The following is a 16,875-nucleotide window of genomic DNA, read 5'->3' as shown; positions in this document are numbered from 1 at the left end:
GAATTAAGAGGTAAAAGAAGTTATGAGCGAGATATTATTATTTGGTGTTACCAGAGAGATCATAGGAAGCGCTACACTAAAACTTTCGGAGGCGGAGTATCCCAAAAATGTCGAAGAACTCCGGGAATTACTGTTAGTACGTTACCCCGAATTAAAGGCGATAGCATCATTAAAAGTAGCGGTAAATAATGATTTTGCCGAAGATCATACAGTGATACGCCCTACAGATGAGGTGGCGCTGATCCCCCCGGTAAGCGGAGGGTGATCGGCAGTTGATCACTAATCAATAACAGAAGGAAAGATACAGGAAATAATGACTTCTACAGCAAAGTTATACGGATTGGTACTCGCAGGTGGTAAGAGTGCGCGTATGGGGCACGATAAGGGATCGATCGATTATCACGGTATGCCTCAAAGAACATATATGTATAAGCTGCTGGAAGAACTCTGTGAATCGGTCTATATGAGTGTTCGTAAGGATCAGGACACCGATGAGCTGTCTGCGTTCAAATGCATCACCGATCGCGATCGGTACGATGGTCCCTTTAACGGGATCCTTTCGGCTCACCTTGAACACCCGGAAGTGGCCTGGCTGGTGGTTGCCTGCGATATGCCCCTGCTTAATAAGCAAGCCCTGAGTGAGCTGATTACGGCCAGATGCCCGGAGAAGGACGCTACTTCATATACGTTAAAGCACCGTAATGTTCCCGAGCCTTTGTGTGCTATCTGGGAGCCTTCCGGATTGGAGAGAGCCATAAAATGGCTGGAAGAAGGCAGGGTTCGTGGGCCTCAGAAGTTTCTTCTCGATGCCCATACGGCCATGCTCGAACCTGAAAACGACCGCATATTGATCAATGTTAATGCCCCGGACGAGTACAGGGCCATTCTTTCAAAGCATGCCAGATCATGAACGACCGCTATCTAAGACATAGAACCCTCTCCGGATTTGGCGATGAAGCCCAGCAAAAACTGGAAGCCGCCTCGGTACTCGTGGTGGGTGCCGGCGGACTCGGAGTTCCGGTCTTACAGTACCTCAATGCTATGGGCGTAGGTCGCATCGGGATCGTCGATGCCGATACGGTTTCGGTGACCAACCTGCATCGGCAACCCTTGTATACCGAGGCCGATGTGGGAAAAGAAAAAGCCATGGTGGTAGCCAACTTTCTCAAACAACAGAACAGCGAAAACCAAAAGGAGGTATATACCCGGTATCTGACGTCTGAGAATGCACTTGAACTTATTTCTCAATACGATGTTGTGGTTGATGCCAGTGACAATTTTGCAACCAGGTACCTGGTGAATGATGCCTGTGTGATCCTGGGGAAACCTTTTGTTTACGGCGGACTCTTCGGATTTGAAGGGCAGGTGAGCGTGTTTAATTTCGAGGATGGGCCAACTTACCGGTGTCTCTATCCGGAAATGTCTGATGGGGTGGTTGCCGATTGCAACACCCATGGCGTACTGGGAGTGGTTCCCGGGATCATTGGGAACTTACAGGCCCTGGAGGCCGTCAAGGTCATCACCGGAATAGGAGGTGTGCTTAGCGGTACCCTTTTGCTTATAGATACCCTGAGCATGCAGGTGTTTAAAATGCGCGTTAGTGCTAAGGAAGAAAACAAAACCATCGATGCCCTGAAGACCCGGTATGAAACTCCCGGATGCCGAAACTCACAAACCATAAGCCCTGAAGTGCTGGCCGAAGCTGCCGAAGATTATGTTGTGCTCGATGTGCGAACGGAGACTGAATTTACCGCCTGGCATATCAAGGGTTCTTTAAATATCCCTTTGGAAGAACTCAAAGACCGTCTTGATGAAGTGGCGGGAAATAAGCCGGTATGTCTGGTGTGTAAACAAGCCGTGCGCACCCGAAGTGCTGCTGTGATACTGGAAGGTCACTCCTCAGAAGTGTATGAACTGGAGGGCGGACTCGATAACTACCAAAGTAAAGTAGGCACAGACGAAACCGATTTCAAATAAATCTCAATGAGGGCAGGGTGTATTGCACGAGGCAGGCGGTTCCTGATATTTCATGTAACTTGAAGCTATTATGATCTACGAATTCGAAAACATTATCAAAGGCTGCCTGACAGCTGTAGAGAACCATCAAAAAGTCGTTATGGCCAGCGTGGTAGCCCTCGAAGGGTCTTCTTACCGACGTCCCGGCGTTCGTATGTTACTTCGGGAAGACGGGGTTATGGAAGGAGCGGTTAGCGGTGGTTGTGTAGAGCGGGAGGTCTTTCGCCAGGCACAAAGTGTTTTCGAAACGGGTATTCCGAAGATCATGACCTACGATGGCCGTTTTCGCCTGGGGTGTGAAGGTATCCTGTACATTCTCATCGAACCCTTGCAACTTTCACAGGCTTTTATCGAACGTTTCGACCTGGCTGTTGAAAGACGTGAGCACCTGGTTTTACGCTCGGGATATGAAAAAAAAGTAACAGCGCTGGAGACCGCGGCAACAAGGGTGGAATTTAATGATGGTAAGATCATGGCGCTACGGGAGCGGGTGGCAGCAGGAACCCCTGCCGAAAGCTTTTCACAGGAACTGGCACCTTCACTGCGACTTCTTATTGTCGGGGCCGAGCACGATGCCGAGAAAATGAGCAGGGCAGCCCGTTTTGCAGGGTGGCAGCCGGTGATCGTAGCCCCGGCAGATGATGCCCGCTCAGCCGATAATTTTCCGGTAGCCTTCAAGGTGATCAATACCACTCCGGAGCATTTTGATATGACCCTTATCGATAAACATACCGCGGTACTGCTTATGACGCATTCCTATGTGACCGACTTCAAATACCTTTTAAGACTTCACTCGTCCGAGCTCACCTACCTGGGGATCCTTGGTCCGGTGCGAAGAAGAGAGCGCTTATTCGGAGATCTTATGGACCAATGCGATGACCTGGATCCGGCCTTTCTGGAAAAGATTCACGGTCCGGCAGGATTACACCTGGGAGCCGAAACCCCGGAGGAGATCGCCATTTCGGTGGTAGCCGAGATCTTATCGGTGGTGAGGCAACAAACCGTTATGCCGTTGAAGGATAAAAAGGGACGAATTCACGAGAATGTAAAATGGTAAGACCGGTAAAGCATATGACGAACTATGCACTGCTTACCCTGGCAGCAGGAGCTTCAAACCGTATGGGAAGGGCCAAGCAACTTTTACCATGGGGCGATAATACCCTCCTGGGGCATGCCCTTGAGCAGGTAAGACAGGTACGGGTAAGAAGAAAGTACCTCCTTTTAGGCTCCCGGGCCGAGCAGATCCTGGAAGAAGTGGATATCACCGGCTTTATTCCCATGGTCTTTGCAGGCTGGGAAGAAGGGATGGGGGCTGGAATTGCCTATGCCATAAATAATATGATCAATGACCTGCCCGAACTTCAGGGGGTCATGGTAACCCTTGCCGACCAACCCATGGTCGATACCGTCCAGCTCGAAGATATGCTCAGTATTCACCGGGAATCTCAAAGATCGCTCCTCGCCTGTGATTACGGAACCAAAACCGGAGTGCCGGCCATTATTTCGGGCGAACACCTTAGCGCATTGCAGCAACTTCAGGGTGATCGTGGCGCCAGTGAACTATTTCGCAACTTTCCAGGGCAGCTCGAACGCTATGTGCCGGAGCGTTCCCTGATCGATATCGACGATCCCGAAACTTACCGTCAGTGCTATTGGGATACCTTCGGTACCCAACCTCCCCTTTGAGAGCGTTAAATTGATGACTATCATGGTTTTATAGTGGTCTTGTTCGTATTTTAAGGGGTGCTAAACCTTAAAATCGTCTGATCATGGCAGCCAACAAGAATTATATCATGAGGGAATGGAAGAGCGGAGCTGAAATGCATGAAGATGCAAACCAGTGGATCTCTGAATTGGAGTTCATAACCAGTGAGCACCATTTTTTTGAGGATCTGTTGGCCAAATACTTCCTCCGGCTCTCAGAAGAAGATCACTACGGACAGGGAAAACAATTGGTAAAGGAATTGGTGGGTAACCGCGAAAAAAACCACGAACTGCTCGAAGAGGTTACCAAACACAACAATCATCTCATTGTACTGCTCGACGGGAAGAATGAATTTGATAAAGAAGATCGGGTTAAGGAAGAACACCGAACCCTCGAAGAGCAAATGCAGCAACATTACCTGCGTTTTCGGGAGTTAAAGACGCATACCTTCGACCTGGTGGGTTCTATTATTAAGGAAATTCGCAGGGACCATTTGCTGGGGCCTTGAAGAGGAGTCCTTTGGTGGTGATGTATTTCACTTTTCAACAGTTATCAAATGGATGAATTGTAGTCTTGAAAGGGATGAACTATGGAGTTTATAGATTATTACAAAGTATTGGGATTGGACAAGTCGGCTTCGGCATCCGACATTAAAAAGGCGTATCGCAAATTGGCGCGAAAGTACCATCCGGATGTGAATCCGAACGATAAGGAAGCCGAGAAAAAGTTCAAACAGCTCAATGAGGCCAATGCGGTCTTGAGCGACCCTGAAAAGCGTAAAAAGTACGATCAATACGGCAAGGATTGGGAGCATGCCGAAGCCTTTGAAAAGGCCAGGGCACAGCAACAACAGCAACGTTCCTATACTTCCGGTGGTGGTCCCTTTACCTATTCGGGAAGCAGCGAGGACGCAGGAGATTTTTCAGATTTCTTTGAAGCCATGTTCGGTGGTGGAGGTTATAGCCGTGGCGGATTTGGAGGCAGACAACAGGCGCGGTATCGCGGACAGGATTACAATGCCGATCTAGAAATTCACCTCAGAGATGCCTTCACCACACATAAGCGTACCCTGACCGTTAATGACAAGAATATCAGGATCACCGTTCCGGCCGGGATAGAAGATCAGCAAACCATAAAGATCAAAGGTCATGGCGGACCGGGAGTACAAGGCGGGCCGACGGGAGACCTCTACCTTACGTTCCGCATTGTAAATACCACCCCATTTAAAAGAGAGGGAGCCAACCTGTACAAGGAGGTGGAGATCCCGCTCACTACTGCAGTACTGGGAGGGGAGATCACTACAGAGACCTTTGACGGGAAGGTAAAGCTTACGGTGAAGCCGGGCACCCAGAACGGGGAGAAGGTGAAACTAAAGGGAAAAGGTTTTCCGGTGTACAAGCGTTCGGGGCAGTTCGGAGATCTCTACCTTACCTACAAGGTGAATTTACCCCAAAAGTTGACCCCAGAGCAGGAAAGGTTATTTAAAGACCTGCAGAAAACATCACTTTAAATCCGGGATCATGAATGTGAAAAGTAAAATAAGTATACAACGTATTTGTGAACGCTACGAGGTTGATCGTGGTTTTTTACTGTCGATATCAGAGATGGATCTTATTACGGTTTACGAAGAAGACGCAGAGCAGTACATTGCAGAAGATGAGTTACCCCTTGTAGAACGTATGATGCGACTGCATCAGGACCTCGGGATCAATCATGAAGGACTGCATACCATCCATCATATGCTGGAGCGTATGGAAGGCATGCAGGAAGAGATCAGGCAGCTTAGAAACCGCCTGAGCAGATACGAAGACTGGTAGGTTCAGGGGCTACTCTGCCAGCCACCAATGTTTTTTATAGGCTCTCTTCACCAGGCCGAACTTCTTAATGGCGAACCGGTTGAGGTGAGCCTTCATTTCCTCCACAGAATCGGTGAGAAAAAGCAGGTCGAGGTCTTCTTCAGCAATACTTTCCTCACGTGCCATATGCTGGATATGTTCGTACAACTCCCTGTGGTAGTCGCTGCCGAAAAGGATCACCGGAAAGTGTTCGATCACCTTGTTCTGGATAAGGGTTAGGGCCTCGAACAGTTCGTCGAGTGTGCCCAGGCCTCCCGGCAATACCACAAAGGCATAGGAATACTTCATGAGCATTACCTTACGGATAAAAAAATAGGGGATATCGATCCATTTATGGAGGTAGCGGTTGGGCGCCTGTTCTTCAGGGAGCACGATGTTACAGCCCACAGAATACCCTCCGGCTTCATAGGCTCCCCGGTTGGCGGCTTCCATAAGTCCCGGGCCACCTCCGGTCATTACCGCAAAGCCCATTCCGGCCAGGGCAGCACCGATGCTTTTGGCATCTTCATACACGGTATGTGTCTCGTCAAAACGAGCAGAGCCGAACACGGTTACACAGGGCCCTAAAAAATGCATTTTACGGAAAGCCTTGATAAAATAATATTGCGCCTTAAAAGAGAATATAAGTTCCCTGAGGCGGTCTTTCGGCCCCTCCAGAAATCGCTGTTCGTCCCTTACAAGGGTGGTGCGTGGCATCGTTTTATCCGGGTTACATGTACTTGGATAAAAACGAAAAGAAACGCTTCTTCAGGTCGTGAAACATGACCCGTTCCGTTTCTATTTTTTCCCGCATATCCAGATGGTAGCGAAAGCCTATCCGGTCTACAGCTTCATTTACCTTATCAATGGTCTCTGCGATCGAATGTTCATGGGCTTCGATCTCTTCCCTGAGCTTTTCGATGCGATTCTTGTGAATGATCATCTGGTTTTGAAACTGCCCTAACTCGGCCAACACCATATTGTCGGTCCACCGCTCTTCGATCTCTTCCATCCTGTTTTGGAAGGACCTGATCTCGTCCATCCAGAATGCTATTTCGTTGAGCCAACTCTTATGCTCGAAATGCAGGTTGGCATTGGTCACTAAAGTATCCATCGTTTTGTGGTTTTATTCAGTTAAGGTAAAGAAGGTCAGCTAATTATGTAATGATGTTTGTCATTGTTGCGCAATTTTACCGTCTTCCATATGGATAGTGCGATCTGTCTGACGGGCAAAATCTTCATCGTGGGTAACAATAAGCAGGGAGAGTCCTTTTTCCTTTTTAAGTCTTTTAAAGATCTGTAGTACATTGGCCGAATTATGGCTGTCGAGGTTTCCCGTAGGTTCATCTCCCATAAGGATGTCGGGATCGTTGATAAGTGCCCTGGCAATGGCCACCCGCTGTTTTTCTCCCCCCGAGATACGCCGCGCAAGTTTTGGGGCCAGATGGGCGATATGAAGCATTTCGAGGATCTCCATGGCTCTGGCTACGATCTCATCATGGGTGCGTTCTCCCAGCTTTTGTGCAGGTAGCATGACGTTTTCAAGCACTGTGAATTCTCCGAGGAGGTAGTGAAACTGAAATACAAAGCCAATATGTTTATTGCGTATAAAGGCCAGTCGTTCTGCCGGTAATCCCGAAATATTTTCTCCGTTCAGGTAGAGGTCTCCCTCGTAGTCGGTGTCCATGGTCGAGAGAATATACAGCAAGGTACTTTTACCACATCCCGATTTCCCCATGATACTAACGAATTCCCCTTTTTGCACTGAGATATCGATATCTTTAAGCACGTGGAAGTCTACCGGTTTCCGGAAGTGTTTGTTTACCTTATGTGTCTTCAGAACGTGTTCCATGGCTGTTTAATTTCCTCTGATGATCTGTACGGCATCGATCTTTTTGGCCTTCTTCGCCGGCAGGTATCCCGCAACAAAGGTCGATACCAGGGCAAAGGTGATCCCGATAGCATAGTACCAGGGGTTAAAATTGATGGGGTAGGTGGTTATGGTGGGCAGGGCTTCGGTATTGAATGGCACCTGATCGATGAGTAAAGAAAATATCCATCCGATGAGGAGTCCGCTAACCCCGCCAATGAAACCTATGATCATTGCCTGGCTCATAAAGATCATTTGTACGTCCTTCCCTGTAAATCCGATGGCCTTTAAGATGGCAATGTCGTTCATCTTTTCGTAAATGAGCATGTTCAGGATATTGTAGATCCCGAAGCCGGCAACGATAAGCAGGGTGATGGATACGGCATAGGTGATCAGGTTTCTTATGGAAGTCCCCGTTTCAAATTGTGCATTGGCTTCCTGAATATCTCTGGCCTCCACATCAAAAAGCCTTTCGATATCTGCAGCCATGGCAGGGGCTTTTGCGAGGTCGTAGAGCTTAACGTTGATATCGGTGATGTAATTGTTGTTCTCTCCCAGAATGCGCTGGGCGGTTTTCAGGTTCACATAGCTCTGGATATTATCGATATCGGCAATACCACTCTGGTAGTACCCAACAACCTTCAGGGGGTATACGTCTCCCTTGACCGTGCTTATCTGGAGGCGGTCACCGGGTGAGAGGGACATCTTTTTGGCCAATCCGGCCCCCAGAAGGATGCCGTTCTCGGTATTCTTGAGGGCATCGGGAGTGCCTGATACGATATAATCGCCAAAGCTCGACAGGCGCACCTCTTCCTGTATGTCGATCCCGGTAAGGGTGCCTCCAAGCTCTATAGATCCTGAGAGGTAAAAGATCTGTGCTCCCAGCCTGGGAGTGGCTCCCTTGACTTCCGGAAGTGTTTTAAGATAGTTGAGTAACGGTAGGCCATTGTAGATCTTGCGGTCTTCGTATTTGGGTTTGATGTTGTGAATAATATGTTCCCCGGGACTAAAGGTTTTGTTTAGGGCAATGGGTTGTTCATCGCTGGGACGTATCTCATTGTAAAGGTGAACGTGGGGTGTCTGATTCAGGATCAGGTCGTCGAGCATCTGGTTGAGGCCGGTCATAAAACTCACCAGGGTGATATAGGCCATAATTCCAAAGGTAACGCCCAGGGTAGCAGTAACCGTACTTTTCAGTTTGGATAGCAGGTGCTTCCTGGCGATGCCTAATATGACTTTCCAGTTGATCATGATCCCGGTTTTAGAACTTTGGTCGTAGGGTCTATTCCGGATATGATCTCTACGCGGTCCAGACTCTGAAGCCCTGTTTGTATGGTGATCAATCCGTCTTCGGTTCTAAGGGTGGTATCGTTAACCAGGTACGACCGGGGAATGGAGAGTACTTGGGTTTTTTGGGCGGTGATAATATTTGCTTCTCCCGCCAGGCCTGAATATAATTTGTGAGGCGTTTCTACGAATTGTGCTTCAACCATAAAACTTTGGTTGCGTTCGTTCTTTTCGGGGAGTATGCGATAGACCGTAGCCGTAAAGGTTTGCCCCTGGTAGGCATCGAGAGCGATAACCACCTGCTGCCCTGCTTGCACCTTGACAATATCCTTTTCGTCGACCATAAGCTCGATTATGAAATTCTTATTACTGCCTACTTCCCCCAGGGCGGTTTGCTGGGTGATGAGTTCTCCGGGTTCTTTGTATACGGCGTAGACCGTTCCGTGAAGGACCGAGCTCACCGTGTATTCGTCTTTGGTGATCCTGGAGGTTTGGTAGTTGTTCTCGGCCTGTTGTAACCCGGTGACCAACTCCCTTTCGGTTCTTTCGTATTGCTGCTGTAACAGGGCAAGGCGATTCCTGCTTACTTCATAGGCCAGTTTTTTTTGATCGTAGGCGTTCTTACTGCCTATATTTTGCTCCCAAAGGTTCTTCTGGCGAAAGTAATTAAGCGAATCGTTGTGGTATTGCAGTTTTGCGGTAGCGATCTGATTTTTCAGTTCCTGAAGCACATTGTTCTTGCCCTGAAGATTTTTTCTGGCCAGTTCCAGGTTAAGGCGGGCATTCTCCACCTGCAGCAGGGGGGTGTTGTTATCGATCTGGAAGAGGGGTTGCCCTTTAGCCACGGCATCACCTTCCCGTACCAGGTTCTCTTGCAAAATTCCGGCTACGGCCGCATAGACCTGGTAAAGGCTGTCTGGTTTTATGGTAACGGTTGCATATACCGATTCGGTTATCGGGCCGGATCGCGGAAGTATCCCTTCATTTTGATCCTTACAGGAGAAAATGATCAGTATGATTAAGAAAAAAGCTACACCGTATTTCATGGATATTGGCTTTAAAACCTTAAATTACAGGCATTAGGGGGAGGTGGGTAATGATAATTATCATAACTTAAACCCTTAATAACGATTAAATTAGTCCTAAACCAATTATTTGAACTTGATCATGAAAAAAATTTTAGTACCTACCGATTTTTCCGATAATTCCCTTCACGCGCTGAAGGTAGCTGCCAAGTTAGCCAACAAGTATAACGCAAAACTTTACCTTTTGCATATGCTTGGGATCTCTCAGACCATTATTGGTCGTGAGGAGACCAATGAGGGCGCCGAAGCCATTTACTACATGAAACTCGTAAAACGGCGGTTCGATGAGCTGCGCAGTATGGATTTCATGCAAGGCATTGAAGTAGAAGAAATGGTTCAGAATTACAAGATCTTTTCTGAGGTGAACAACGTGGCCCACGAAAAAGGGATAGACCTGGTGGTCATGGGATCTCACGGTACAGGAATGGTGAACGATTTCTTTGTGGGATCTAATACCGAGAAGGTGGTAAGAACATCAGATTTTCCGGTATTGGTGATCAAAAAAGACCGTCCGGATTTCAAGATGGACAAGGTGGTTTTTGCCTGTGACTTCGACAAGGAGAACATTCACGCCTATCGCAAGGCGATGCATTTGTTTAAAAAGTTCGAAAGTGAGGTGCACCTGCTTTATGTAAACCTTCCGAATCAGAACTTCCTGAATACTCCAGAAATGGAGGAACGGATCAAAGATTTTATTGCTGAAGCCGATGAAGGAGACCTTTCAAACATGGATAAGGTAACGTATTACAGCGGATATACCATTGAGAATGGGATCTATAATTTCAGCCAGAAGATAGGGGCCGACCTTATTGCCATACCTACCCATGGCCGTCGCGGACTCTCTCACTTCTTTATGGGAAGTATCGGTGAAGATCTGGCTAACAGGTCAGAATTGCCTGTACTTACCTTTAAGATCTGACCGTATTAACGATGTTGATCAATGATCTGCAGGAGCTGTTGTTTAGGTAAAACGCCCGACTGCCGCCATACCTGCGATCCATCTTTGAAAAGGATCATGGTCGGAACTCCGCGTACCTGGTATTTGGCGGCGAGTTCCGTGTTCTTATCCACATCGATCTTTACGATCTTTATGTTGTCGCCCATCTCTTGTTTTACTTCCTTGAGAATGGGCGCCAGCATTTTACATGGGCCGCACCAATCGGCATAGAAGTCTACCAATACCGGATGGGGGGCTTTTATGATCTCACTAAAGCTACTTTTCATAACTCCCTCTTTTTTAGTGATGTAAATGTAATCAATACACGGTTCAGTTAAAAGTATTAAAGGGTGTATAGTTTCGTTATTTAACGATTTTTTGACGGGTTTAATGGCTTCGTATACAAGGAGTTGGTTTTGAATTTCATAACTTTAAGAAAGAATCGTTTAAACCCATTTGCTCATGTATTACTTCAGTACAAGTCTTGAAGGAGTCGCTTTTGACGATGCTGTTGCGAAAGTTACTCAGGCATTGAAAGAACAGGGATTCGGCGTTTTGACCGAGATCGATATTCAGGAAACCATGAAGAAAAAGATCGGGGCCGATATGCCTAAATACCGGATCCTCGGAGCCTGTAATCCGACCTTCGCCTACAAGGCCCTTACCCATGAAGATAAGATAGGAACCATGCTGCCCTGTAATGTGATCGTGCAGGAAAAGGAGGGGGGCGTTGTGGAGGTGTCGGCGGTAGATCCCATCGCCTCTATGGCCTCGGTAAGGAATGAGGCACTTGGAGAGATCGCCGGTGAGGTTGCCGGGATGCTCAGGGCTACGATCGATTCGCTTTAACCGTCTGATCAAAAGGGATTTGAGTGACGAATATCATCGATTTTGAATGTGTATTGTGTTATCTTCAAAGAAACCATAAACCAATAAAAAGATGAAAAGGATCGTATTGCCAACCGATTTCTCAGACAATGCCTGGAATGCCATTGCCTATGCCGTACAGCTCTTTGCAGATGAGCAGTGCGAATTCTATTTCGTTCATACCTATGTGCCGGCCTTTTACCGTGTAGATTACGCCATTGGAGGTCCTGCTTACAGCGGTATAGACGATGCCATGATCCAAGCTACCATTAGCGGTCTCGATGCAACCGAAGAAAGGGTGGTTAGCGAGTTCCCAAATGCGAATCACACCTATCACAAGCACTATTCGTTCAACCTGCTCACCGATGAGGTTAAAGAATTGTGTGAAAAGATGGATGTTGACCTGATCATTATGGGTACCAAAGGAGCCACCGGGGCCGAAAAGATCCTTTTTGGATCCAATGCCGTATTCATGATGCGAAAGGTGGATACCCCACTTATTGTGGTGCCCGGAGACTATGAATATGAAAAGCCAAAAAGTGTGCTCTTCCCCAGTGATTTTATGGTGGTTCCTGAGCCTGAAAAGTTAGCACCCCTTATCACGCTGGTGAAAGATTTTGACGCCCACCTCGATGTAGTACACGTCGAAGACCAAAGAGACCTGAGTCCTAAGCAGGAGCACAACAAGTATCTGCTGCACGAACGTCTTGTCAAGATCAACTATGATTTTAAGGACCTTAAAGACGGGGTAATGCCCACGGCCATTAAGGAACTGGTCGATCAGGGTTCTTACGACCTGCTGGTTATGATGAATAGAAAACATTCTTTCCTGGAACGCCTGTTGTTGAGGCAAAATGTGGATACGCTCGGATTTGAAGTGAAGATCCCATTCTTGGTGTTGCGGGAATAAATAGAAGAAACACAGATGAACAAGATCTTATTACCCACAGATTATTCAGAGGTCTCCATTGGAGCTATAGAGTATGCATCGGCGCTTTTCGATGATAACCCCTGCCATTTTATGGTAGTTCATTCCTATGAGCTTAGTAAATCGGGATTATCGTCGCTCAGAAAGCATTACAAGGAGACCAAGGAATATCGAAAATCCGAATCGGTAGCCAGGGAAGAAATGCAGGAGTTGTTAAAGAAGCTGAAACAAAGGCATGAGAATGACCCTCATCTCTACAAGGGCTACATTACGGCCAGGGGGCTACCCACAGGTGTTCTGAATAGTGTTCGCGAATTACAGGCCGATCTGGTGGTGATGGCAACCACCGGGGCGAGCGGACTCAAGGAGGTCTTCCTGGGGAGTAATGCGGTGCATATGATCAAACGCCTCAAGGATTGTCCTATCCTGTTGGTGCCTGCCGATTTTGAGTTTCAGCCGGTAAAGAATATCCTTTTCGTGAATGACTTCAGGAGGAATTTCGAGCCTGAAGAGCTCAGGCCGTTAATGGCCATGGCACGACTCACCAACTCGGGGGTAGTGGTGCTTTATGTGAATAACGGGGAGCCTTTTACCGAAACCCAGGAGTACAACCGCAAGGTGTTCATGGAATTGATGGACGGGATAAGGATCGAGGAAGAACAGATGCCCATGGATGGTTTTCTTGCCGACATCATCGAAGACTACAGTAAGAGCCGTAATGCCAATATGTTGGCAATGATAAGAAATAAACACAGCAATCTCTATCAGCTTTTAAATGAGCCCGTGGTAAAAAAGATCGCTTTTAAAACCAGCATTCCCTTTTTGGTGATGCCGGAGGTACTTTAAATCTAGAGTATGATGAATCGTATTATATTACCAACAGATTTTTCGGAAAATGCCCTGCATGCCATTCGTTATTGTCATGAGATCTTTACAGGAGAACAGGTAGAATGGGTGTTACTCAATACCTTTGGAGCCGACCTGTACACCTCTGCCGCAACCATGGGGTTAAGGGCAGACAGTGCTGTTATGGACGAGTATCACGAAATGTCCATGGGGAAACTTCAAAAGTTAAGAGAACAGCTGCAGGAGGAATACAGGCAGGAGGGGTTTACCTATGACCTCGTATCCCGATACGATTTTCTTCCCGATGCCATCAATTTCCTGATCGCTCAAAAGCCGGTGTATCTGGTGGCCATGGGAACCCAGGGAGCTACCGGTGCCAAGGAGCTTTTTTTTGGGAGTAATGCAGTGCGTGTTATGGAAGTGGTTACCCAGGTGCCCATCCTGGCCATACCGGAAAGATCGCCTGCAGTGGTGCCCAGAAAAATTGCTCTTGCAACTACCTATACCGATCTGCCCGTGCACTCCCAATTGGATGTGCTTACGGCTATGGCCGACCGGTTCGATGCAGAGATCACCATGATCCATATTTCAGAAGAGGTACACCTGTCTGATAAACAAAAGAAGTTTCGCGATCGTATGCAGGAAAACCTGAGTAAATACGATCCCGCCCTGTATACCCTGGCCCATAAAAAGGTCGATAAGGCGGTTGCAGAATATATTGAGAGTACCAATACCGATATTCTTGCCCTGATAAGCAGAAAGCACAGTTTCTTTAAGAGCCTGCTTAAAAAATCGGTATTGAAGGATCTGGGTTACCACAGTAAAATACCGCTGTTTGTAATGCATCATCAATAATTAATTAAACCTTGAGATTATGAAGAATGTAGGAGTATGGATGGATAAGGAAAAGGCATTGATCATTGAAACAGATGCCTCAGGAGAACGAATGAACGTACTCGAGAGTGAGATCGAAGCGTTCAATCCTACGGGAGGGTCACGGTCAAAGACTAAGTGGGGCCCACAAGACGTGGTTCAGGATAGTAAATACACCGAAAGGGAAAAGCACCAGATGAAAAGGTATTTTGATAACCTTGCCGAAGCGCTTAAAGAAGCCGAACAGCTGGTGATCTTTGGTCCTGCCGATACCAATGCCAAATTTAACAGCTACCTGAAGGATCATAAAAAGGATCTTGCCGATAAGGTGAAGGGGGTCGAAAAGGCCGACAGCATGACCGATAATCAGGTGAAAGCCCTGGTGAGAGATTTTTATAACGCCTAGCACAAAACCATTTCATATTGGATTCGGGCCATATATTGATCACGAAATCGTCGGGAGAAAAGGTGGTCTTTTCTCTCGACAAGATCAAAGCGTCCCTGCGTCGCACCGGGGCCGATGAGCCACTTATTCAAAAGATCCTCGATACCCTGGCCGAAGAGGTCTATGAGGGCATCACGACCCGGGAGGTCTACAACCGGGCATATGCCATGTTGCATCAATCCGGTGCAGCATATGCTTCCCGATACAAACTCAAAAAGGCGATCTATGAACTGGGGCCTACCGGGTTTCCCTTCGAGCGTTTTGTTGCAGCGGTATTGGAGTATTCAGGGTTTAGTACGCAAACCGGGGTCATGATCAGCGGAAAATGTGTGCATCACGAGGTCGACGTGGAGGCTAAAAAGAACGGGGAGGTGATCCTGGTGGAGTGCAAGTTTCACGGACAGCAGGGTATCAAATGCAATGTGAAGATCCCACTGTATATCTGGTCCCGATACCGGGATATTGCCGAAAACTGGCAAAGAGATGAAGTGCTTAAGCCCGTATGGGTGGCCACCAATACCCGGTTTACCCTGGATGCGCGTAAATACGGAAACTGTATGGGGATGTATCTGTTGAGCTGGGATCATCCGGAAGGCGATAGTCTTAAGGAGCGTATAGATCGGCTGGCATTGTATCCTATTACGGTCTCTGCCTTGCTCACAGCCCGTGAAAAGAACTTTCTACTCGATAAGGGCGTGGTGTTGTGCAGAACCTTGCTAAAGGAAACCTTCTTTTTAGATCATGCCGGGGTCTCTGAAAAGCGGCAGATAAGGATCGTGGAAGAGATGAAAAACCTTTGTCGCTGTTAGTTATGGAAAAGTCATGTTACATACGTTTTCTCGGTGCTGCAGGAACGGTCACCGGATCAAAGTTTTTACTGGAAACACCCGACTTGAAGGTGTTGTTAGATTGCGGACTCTTTCAGGGGGAAAAGGCCTTGCGGGAGAAGAATTGGGAGCCGCTGGAGGTCGATGCCCGCGAAATAGATCTCGTGGTGCTTACCCATGGTCATTTAGATCATGTGGGATATCTGCCCCGCCTGGTGCGATCGGGATTTCAGGGAAGTATCTATGCGACCGTGCCTACCCTTAGTATCGCCAGGATCATTCTTGAAGATAGTGCTAAGATCCAGGAAGAAGATGCAGATCAGGCCAATCGGGAAGGGTTTTCGAAACATGATCCCGCCCTGCCACTCTATGATTCTAGGGATGTGGAACGTACCTTTGAAAAGTTCGAGCCCCAGCCGAAAGGGGTCTTTATTGACCTTGCTCCGGGAATACGATATCAGCACCATTATGCAGGGCATATTTTAGGGGCAACATGGCTGGAATTTGAGGTGTACGGAAAAACGATCGTGTTCTCAGGAGATCTGGGTAGAAAAAATGATCACCTCTTGTTTGATCCGGAACTGCCGCAGAAGGCCGATGTTGTGATCATGGAATCCACCTACGGTGATCGGTCACATCCTGAAGAAGATGTGGAAACCATTCTCTCCGATCTCGTGACAGATGCCATCAGGAACAGGGGGAATCTTATTGTGCCGAGTTTTGCAGTCGAGCGGGCGCAATTGTTGCTTTACTATTTCTGGACCCTTTATAAAAAAAATAGCATCCCCGGTATTTCCGTGGTTATAGACAGTCCCATGAGTAACAAGGTGCTAGACAGTTTCTTTAAATACCCCGAATGGCACCGGTTGGATATTGCTACCCTGGGAGAGATGTTGAACTACGTGGAAGTAGTCGATTCGTATCGCGATACCTGGCGGGTCATCGACCGCAAGCAGCCCAAAGTGGTCATTGCCGGTAGCGGTATGATCACAGGGGGAAGGGTGCTTACCTATCTACAGCAACTTATCGATGAACCTGAAACCATTGTACTGCTTGCAGGATTTCAGGCAGAAGGCACCCGTGGCAGAGATCTCCTTGAAGGAGCAAGTACTCTCAGGTTCTTTGGGAAAGAATATCCGGTAAGAGCCCGGGTGGAATGTCTGGACAGCCTTTCGGCCCATGCAGGAAAGGACGAACTGCTCGATTGGCTCGGGCAGCTTGAGAAGCCACCTCAAAAGATATTCCTGGTGCATGGTGAGCCTGATGCTTCCTCCCAACTTGGGGAAGCGATAACCGCGCGTTACGGGGTTGAGGTCGCAATACCCGAAATGGGGGAGCGAATCGCATTGTGATA

The 16,875-nt window shown here is 47.7% G+C and carries 22 protein-coding genes; 16 read left to right on the top strand and 6 right to left on the bottom strand.

Annotated features, from left to right (window positions below; translation table 11 throughout):
- The first annotated feature begins 22 nt into the window (after positions 1-22).
- From moaD to IS446_RS09480, 8 genes are all read left to right on the top strand, one after another.
- Positions 23-265: a molybdopterin converting factor subunit 1 gene (gene moaD, locus IS446_RS09515; RefSeq protein ID WP_203060156.1), complete on the top strand. Its 243-nt coding sequence runs from the start codon at positions 23-25 to the stop codon at positions 263-265.
- Positions 266-313: 48 nt separating this feature from the next.
- Positions 314-910: a molybdenum cofactor guanylyltransferase gene (mobA, locus tag IS446_RS09510; protein WP_203060154.1), complete on the top strand. Its 597-nt coding sequence runs from the start codon at positions 314-316 to the stop codon at positions 908-910.
- Positions 907-1,977, top strand: a complete 1,071-nt coding sequence (locus IS446_RS09505) for a HesA/MoeB/ThiF family protein (RefSeq protein WP_203060152.1) — start codon at positions 907-909, stop codon at positions 1,975-1,977. The genes mobA and IS446_RS09505 overlap by 4 nt, the downstream gene beginning before the upstream one ends.
- 70 nt (positions 1,978-2,047) lie before the next feature.
- Entirely contained in the window at positions 2,048-3,073 is a 1,026-nt protein-coding gene (locus IS446_RS09500; protein ID WP_203060150.1) for an XdhC family protein, read from the top strand.
- A gap of 14 nt (positions 3,074-3,087) precedes the next feature.
- Entirely contained in the window at positions 3,088-3,702 is a 615-nt protein-coding gene (locus IS446_RS09495) for a nucleotidyltransferase family protein (RefSeq protein WP_203060148.1), read from the top strand.
- 83 nt (positions 3,703-3,785) lie between these two features.
- The gene (locus IS446_RS09490) at positions 3,786-4,229 is read left to right on the top strand and encodes a hypothetical protein (RefSeq protein ID WP_203060146.1); all 444 of its coding nucleotides are present in this window, start codon (positions 3,786-3,788) and stop codon (positions 4,227-4,229) included.
- An 81-nt stretch (positions 4,230-4,310) separates the two neighbouring features.
- On the top strand, positions 4,311-5,231 hold the full coding sequence (locus IS446_RS09485; protein ID WP_203060144.1) for a DnaJ C-terminal domain-containing protein: 921 nt from the start codon (positions 4,311-4,313) through the stop codon (positions 5,229-5,231).
- A 10-nt stretch (positions 5,232-5,241) separates the two neighbouring features.
- The gene (locus IS446_RS09480) at positions 5,242-5,538 is read left to right on the top strand and encodes a chaperone modulator CbpM (protein ID WP_203060142.1); all 297 of its coding nucleotides are present in this window, start codon (positions 5,242-5,244) and stop codon (positions 5,536-5,538) included.
- Positions 5,539-5,547: 9 nt separating this feature from the next.
- On the opposite strand, the gene IS446_RS09475 is transcribed toward IS446_RS09480, so the two are convergent.
- The 5 genes from IS446_RS09475 to IS446_RS09455 are packed head-to-tail and all read right to left on the bottom strand — an operon-like array spanning position 5,548 to position 9,759.
- A complete protein-coding gene (locus IS446_RS09475; RefSeq protein WP_203060141.1) occupies positions 5,548-6,273 on the bottom strand; it encodes an LOG family protein in 726 nt (241 codons plus the stop codon).
- Positions 6,274-6,286: 13 nt separating this feature from the next.
- Positions 6,287-6,670, bottom strand: coding sequence for a hypothetical protein (locus IS446_RS09470; protein WP_203060139.1), 384 nt, complete (start codon positions 6,668-6,670; stop codon positions 6,287-6,289).
- 60 nt (positions 6,671-6,730) lie between these two features.
- Entirely contained in the window at positions 6,731-7,408 is a 678-nt protein-coding gene (locus IS446_RS09465; RefSeq protein ID WP_203060137.1) for an ABC transporter ATP-binding protein, read from the bottom strand.
- A 6-nt stretch (positions 7,409-7,414) separates the two neighbouring features.
- Positions 7,415-8,677 carry an ABC transporter permease gene (locus IS446_RS09460; RefSeq protein ID WP_203060135.1) on the bottom strand — a complete coding sequence of 421 codons (1,263 nt, stop codon included), beginning with the start codon at positions 8,675-8,677 and terminating at the stop codon, positions 7,415-7,417.
- Positions 8,674-9,759, bottom strand: coding sequence for an efflux RND transporter periplasmic adaptor subunit (locus tag IS446_RS09455; protein ID WP_203060133.1), 1,086 nt, complete (start codon positions 9,757-9,759; stop codon positions 8,674-8,676). The genes IS446_RS09460 and IS446_RS09455 overlap by 4 nt, the downstream gene beginning before the upstream one ends.
- Before the next feature lie 121 nt (positions 9,760-9,880).
- Between IS446_RS09455 and IS446_RS09450 the strand changes: the two genes are divergently transcribed.
- Positions 9,881-10,717 carry a universal stress protein gene (locus IS446_RS09450; protein ID WP_203060131.1) on the top strand — a complete coding sequence of 279 codons (837 nt, stop codon included), beginning with the start codon at positions 9,881-9,883 and terminating at the stop codon, positions 10,715-10,717.
- A gap of 5 nt (positions 10,718-10,722) precedes the next feature.
- Here IS446_RS09450 and trxA read toward each other — a convergent pair whose 3' ends face one another.
- Entirely contained in the window at positions 10,723-11,022 is a 300-nt protein-coding gene (gene trxA / locus IS446_RS09445; protein ID WP_203060129.1) for a thioredoxin, read from the bottom strand.
- A gap of 175 nt (positions 11,023-11,197) precedes the next feature.
- Between trxA and IS446_RS09440 the strand changes: the two genes are divergently transcribed.
- From IS446_RS09440 to IS446_RS09410, 7 genes are all read left to right on the top strand, one after another.
- A complete protein-coding gene (locus tag IS446_RS09440; RefSeq protein ID WP_203060128.1) occupies positions 11,198-11,584 on the top strand; it encodes a DUF302 domain-containing protein in 387 nt (128 codons plus the stop codon).
- Between the two features lie 91 nt (positions 11,585-11,675).
- The gene (locus tag IS446_RS09435; RefSeq protein WP_203060127.1) at positions 11,676-12,512 is read left to right on the top strand and encodes a universal stress protein; all 837 of its coding nucleotides are present in this window, start codon (positions 11,676-11,678) and stop codon (positions 12,510-12,512) included.
- Positions 12,513-12,527: 15 nt separating this feature from the next.
- The gene (locus IS446_RS09430; protein WP_203060125.1) at positions 12,528-13,376 is read left to right on the top strand and encodes a universal stress protein; all 849 of its coding nucleotides are present in this window, start codon (positions 12,528-12,530) and stop codon (positions 13,374-13,376) included.
- A gap of 9 nt (positions 13,377-13,385) precedes the next feature.
- Complete coding sequence (locus IS446_RS09425; RefSeq protein WP_203060124.1) at positions 13,386-14,231, top strand: universal stress protein; 846 nt, start codon at positions 13,386-13,388, stop codon at positions 14,229-14,231.
- Positions 14,232-14,250: 19 nt separating this feature from the next.
- Complete coding sequence (locus tag IS446_RS09420) at positions 14,251-14,655, top strand: hypothetical protein (RefSeq protein WP_203060122.1); 405 nt, start codon at positions 14,251-14,253, stop codon at positions 14,653-14,655.
- Positions 14,656-14,672: 17 nt separating this feature from the next.
- On the top strand, positions 14,673-15,503 hold the full coding sequence (locus IS446_RS09415) for an ATPase (protein ID WP_203060120.1): 831 nt from the start codon (positions 14,673-14,675) through the stop codon (positions 15,501-15,503).
- A gap of 2 nt (positions 15,504-15,505) precedes the next feature.
- Positions 15,506-16,873: an MBL fold metallo-hydrolase RNA specificity domain-containing protein gene (locus IS446_RS09410; RefSeq protein ID WP_203060118.1), complete on the top strand. Its 1,368-nt coding sequence runs from the start codon at positions 15,506-15,508 to the stop codon at positions 16,871-16,873.
- Positions 16,874-16,875 lie beyond the last annotated feature (2 nt).

Origin of the sequence: Robertkochia sediminum (assembly GCF_016786255.1) — a bacterium.
Lineage (GTDB): Bacteria > Bacteroidota > Bacteroidia > Flavobacteriales > Flavobacteriaceae > Robertkochia > Robertkochia sediminum.
The sequence above is the reverse complement of the archived record's forward strand: the minus strand, read 5'-3'. Positions and strand labels throughout refer to the sequence as shown.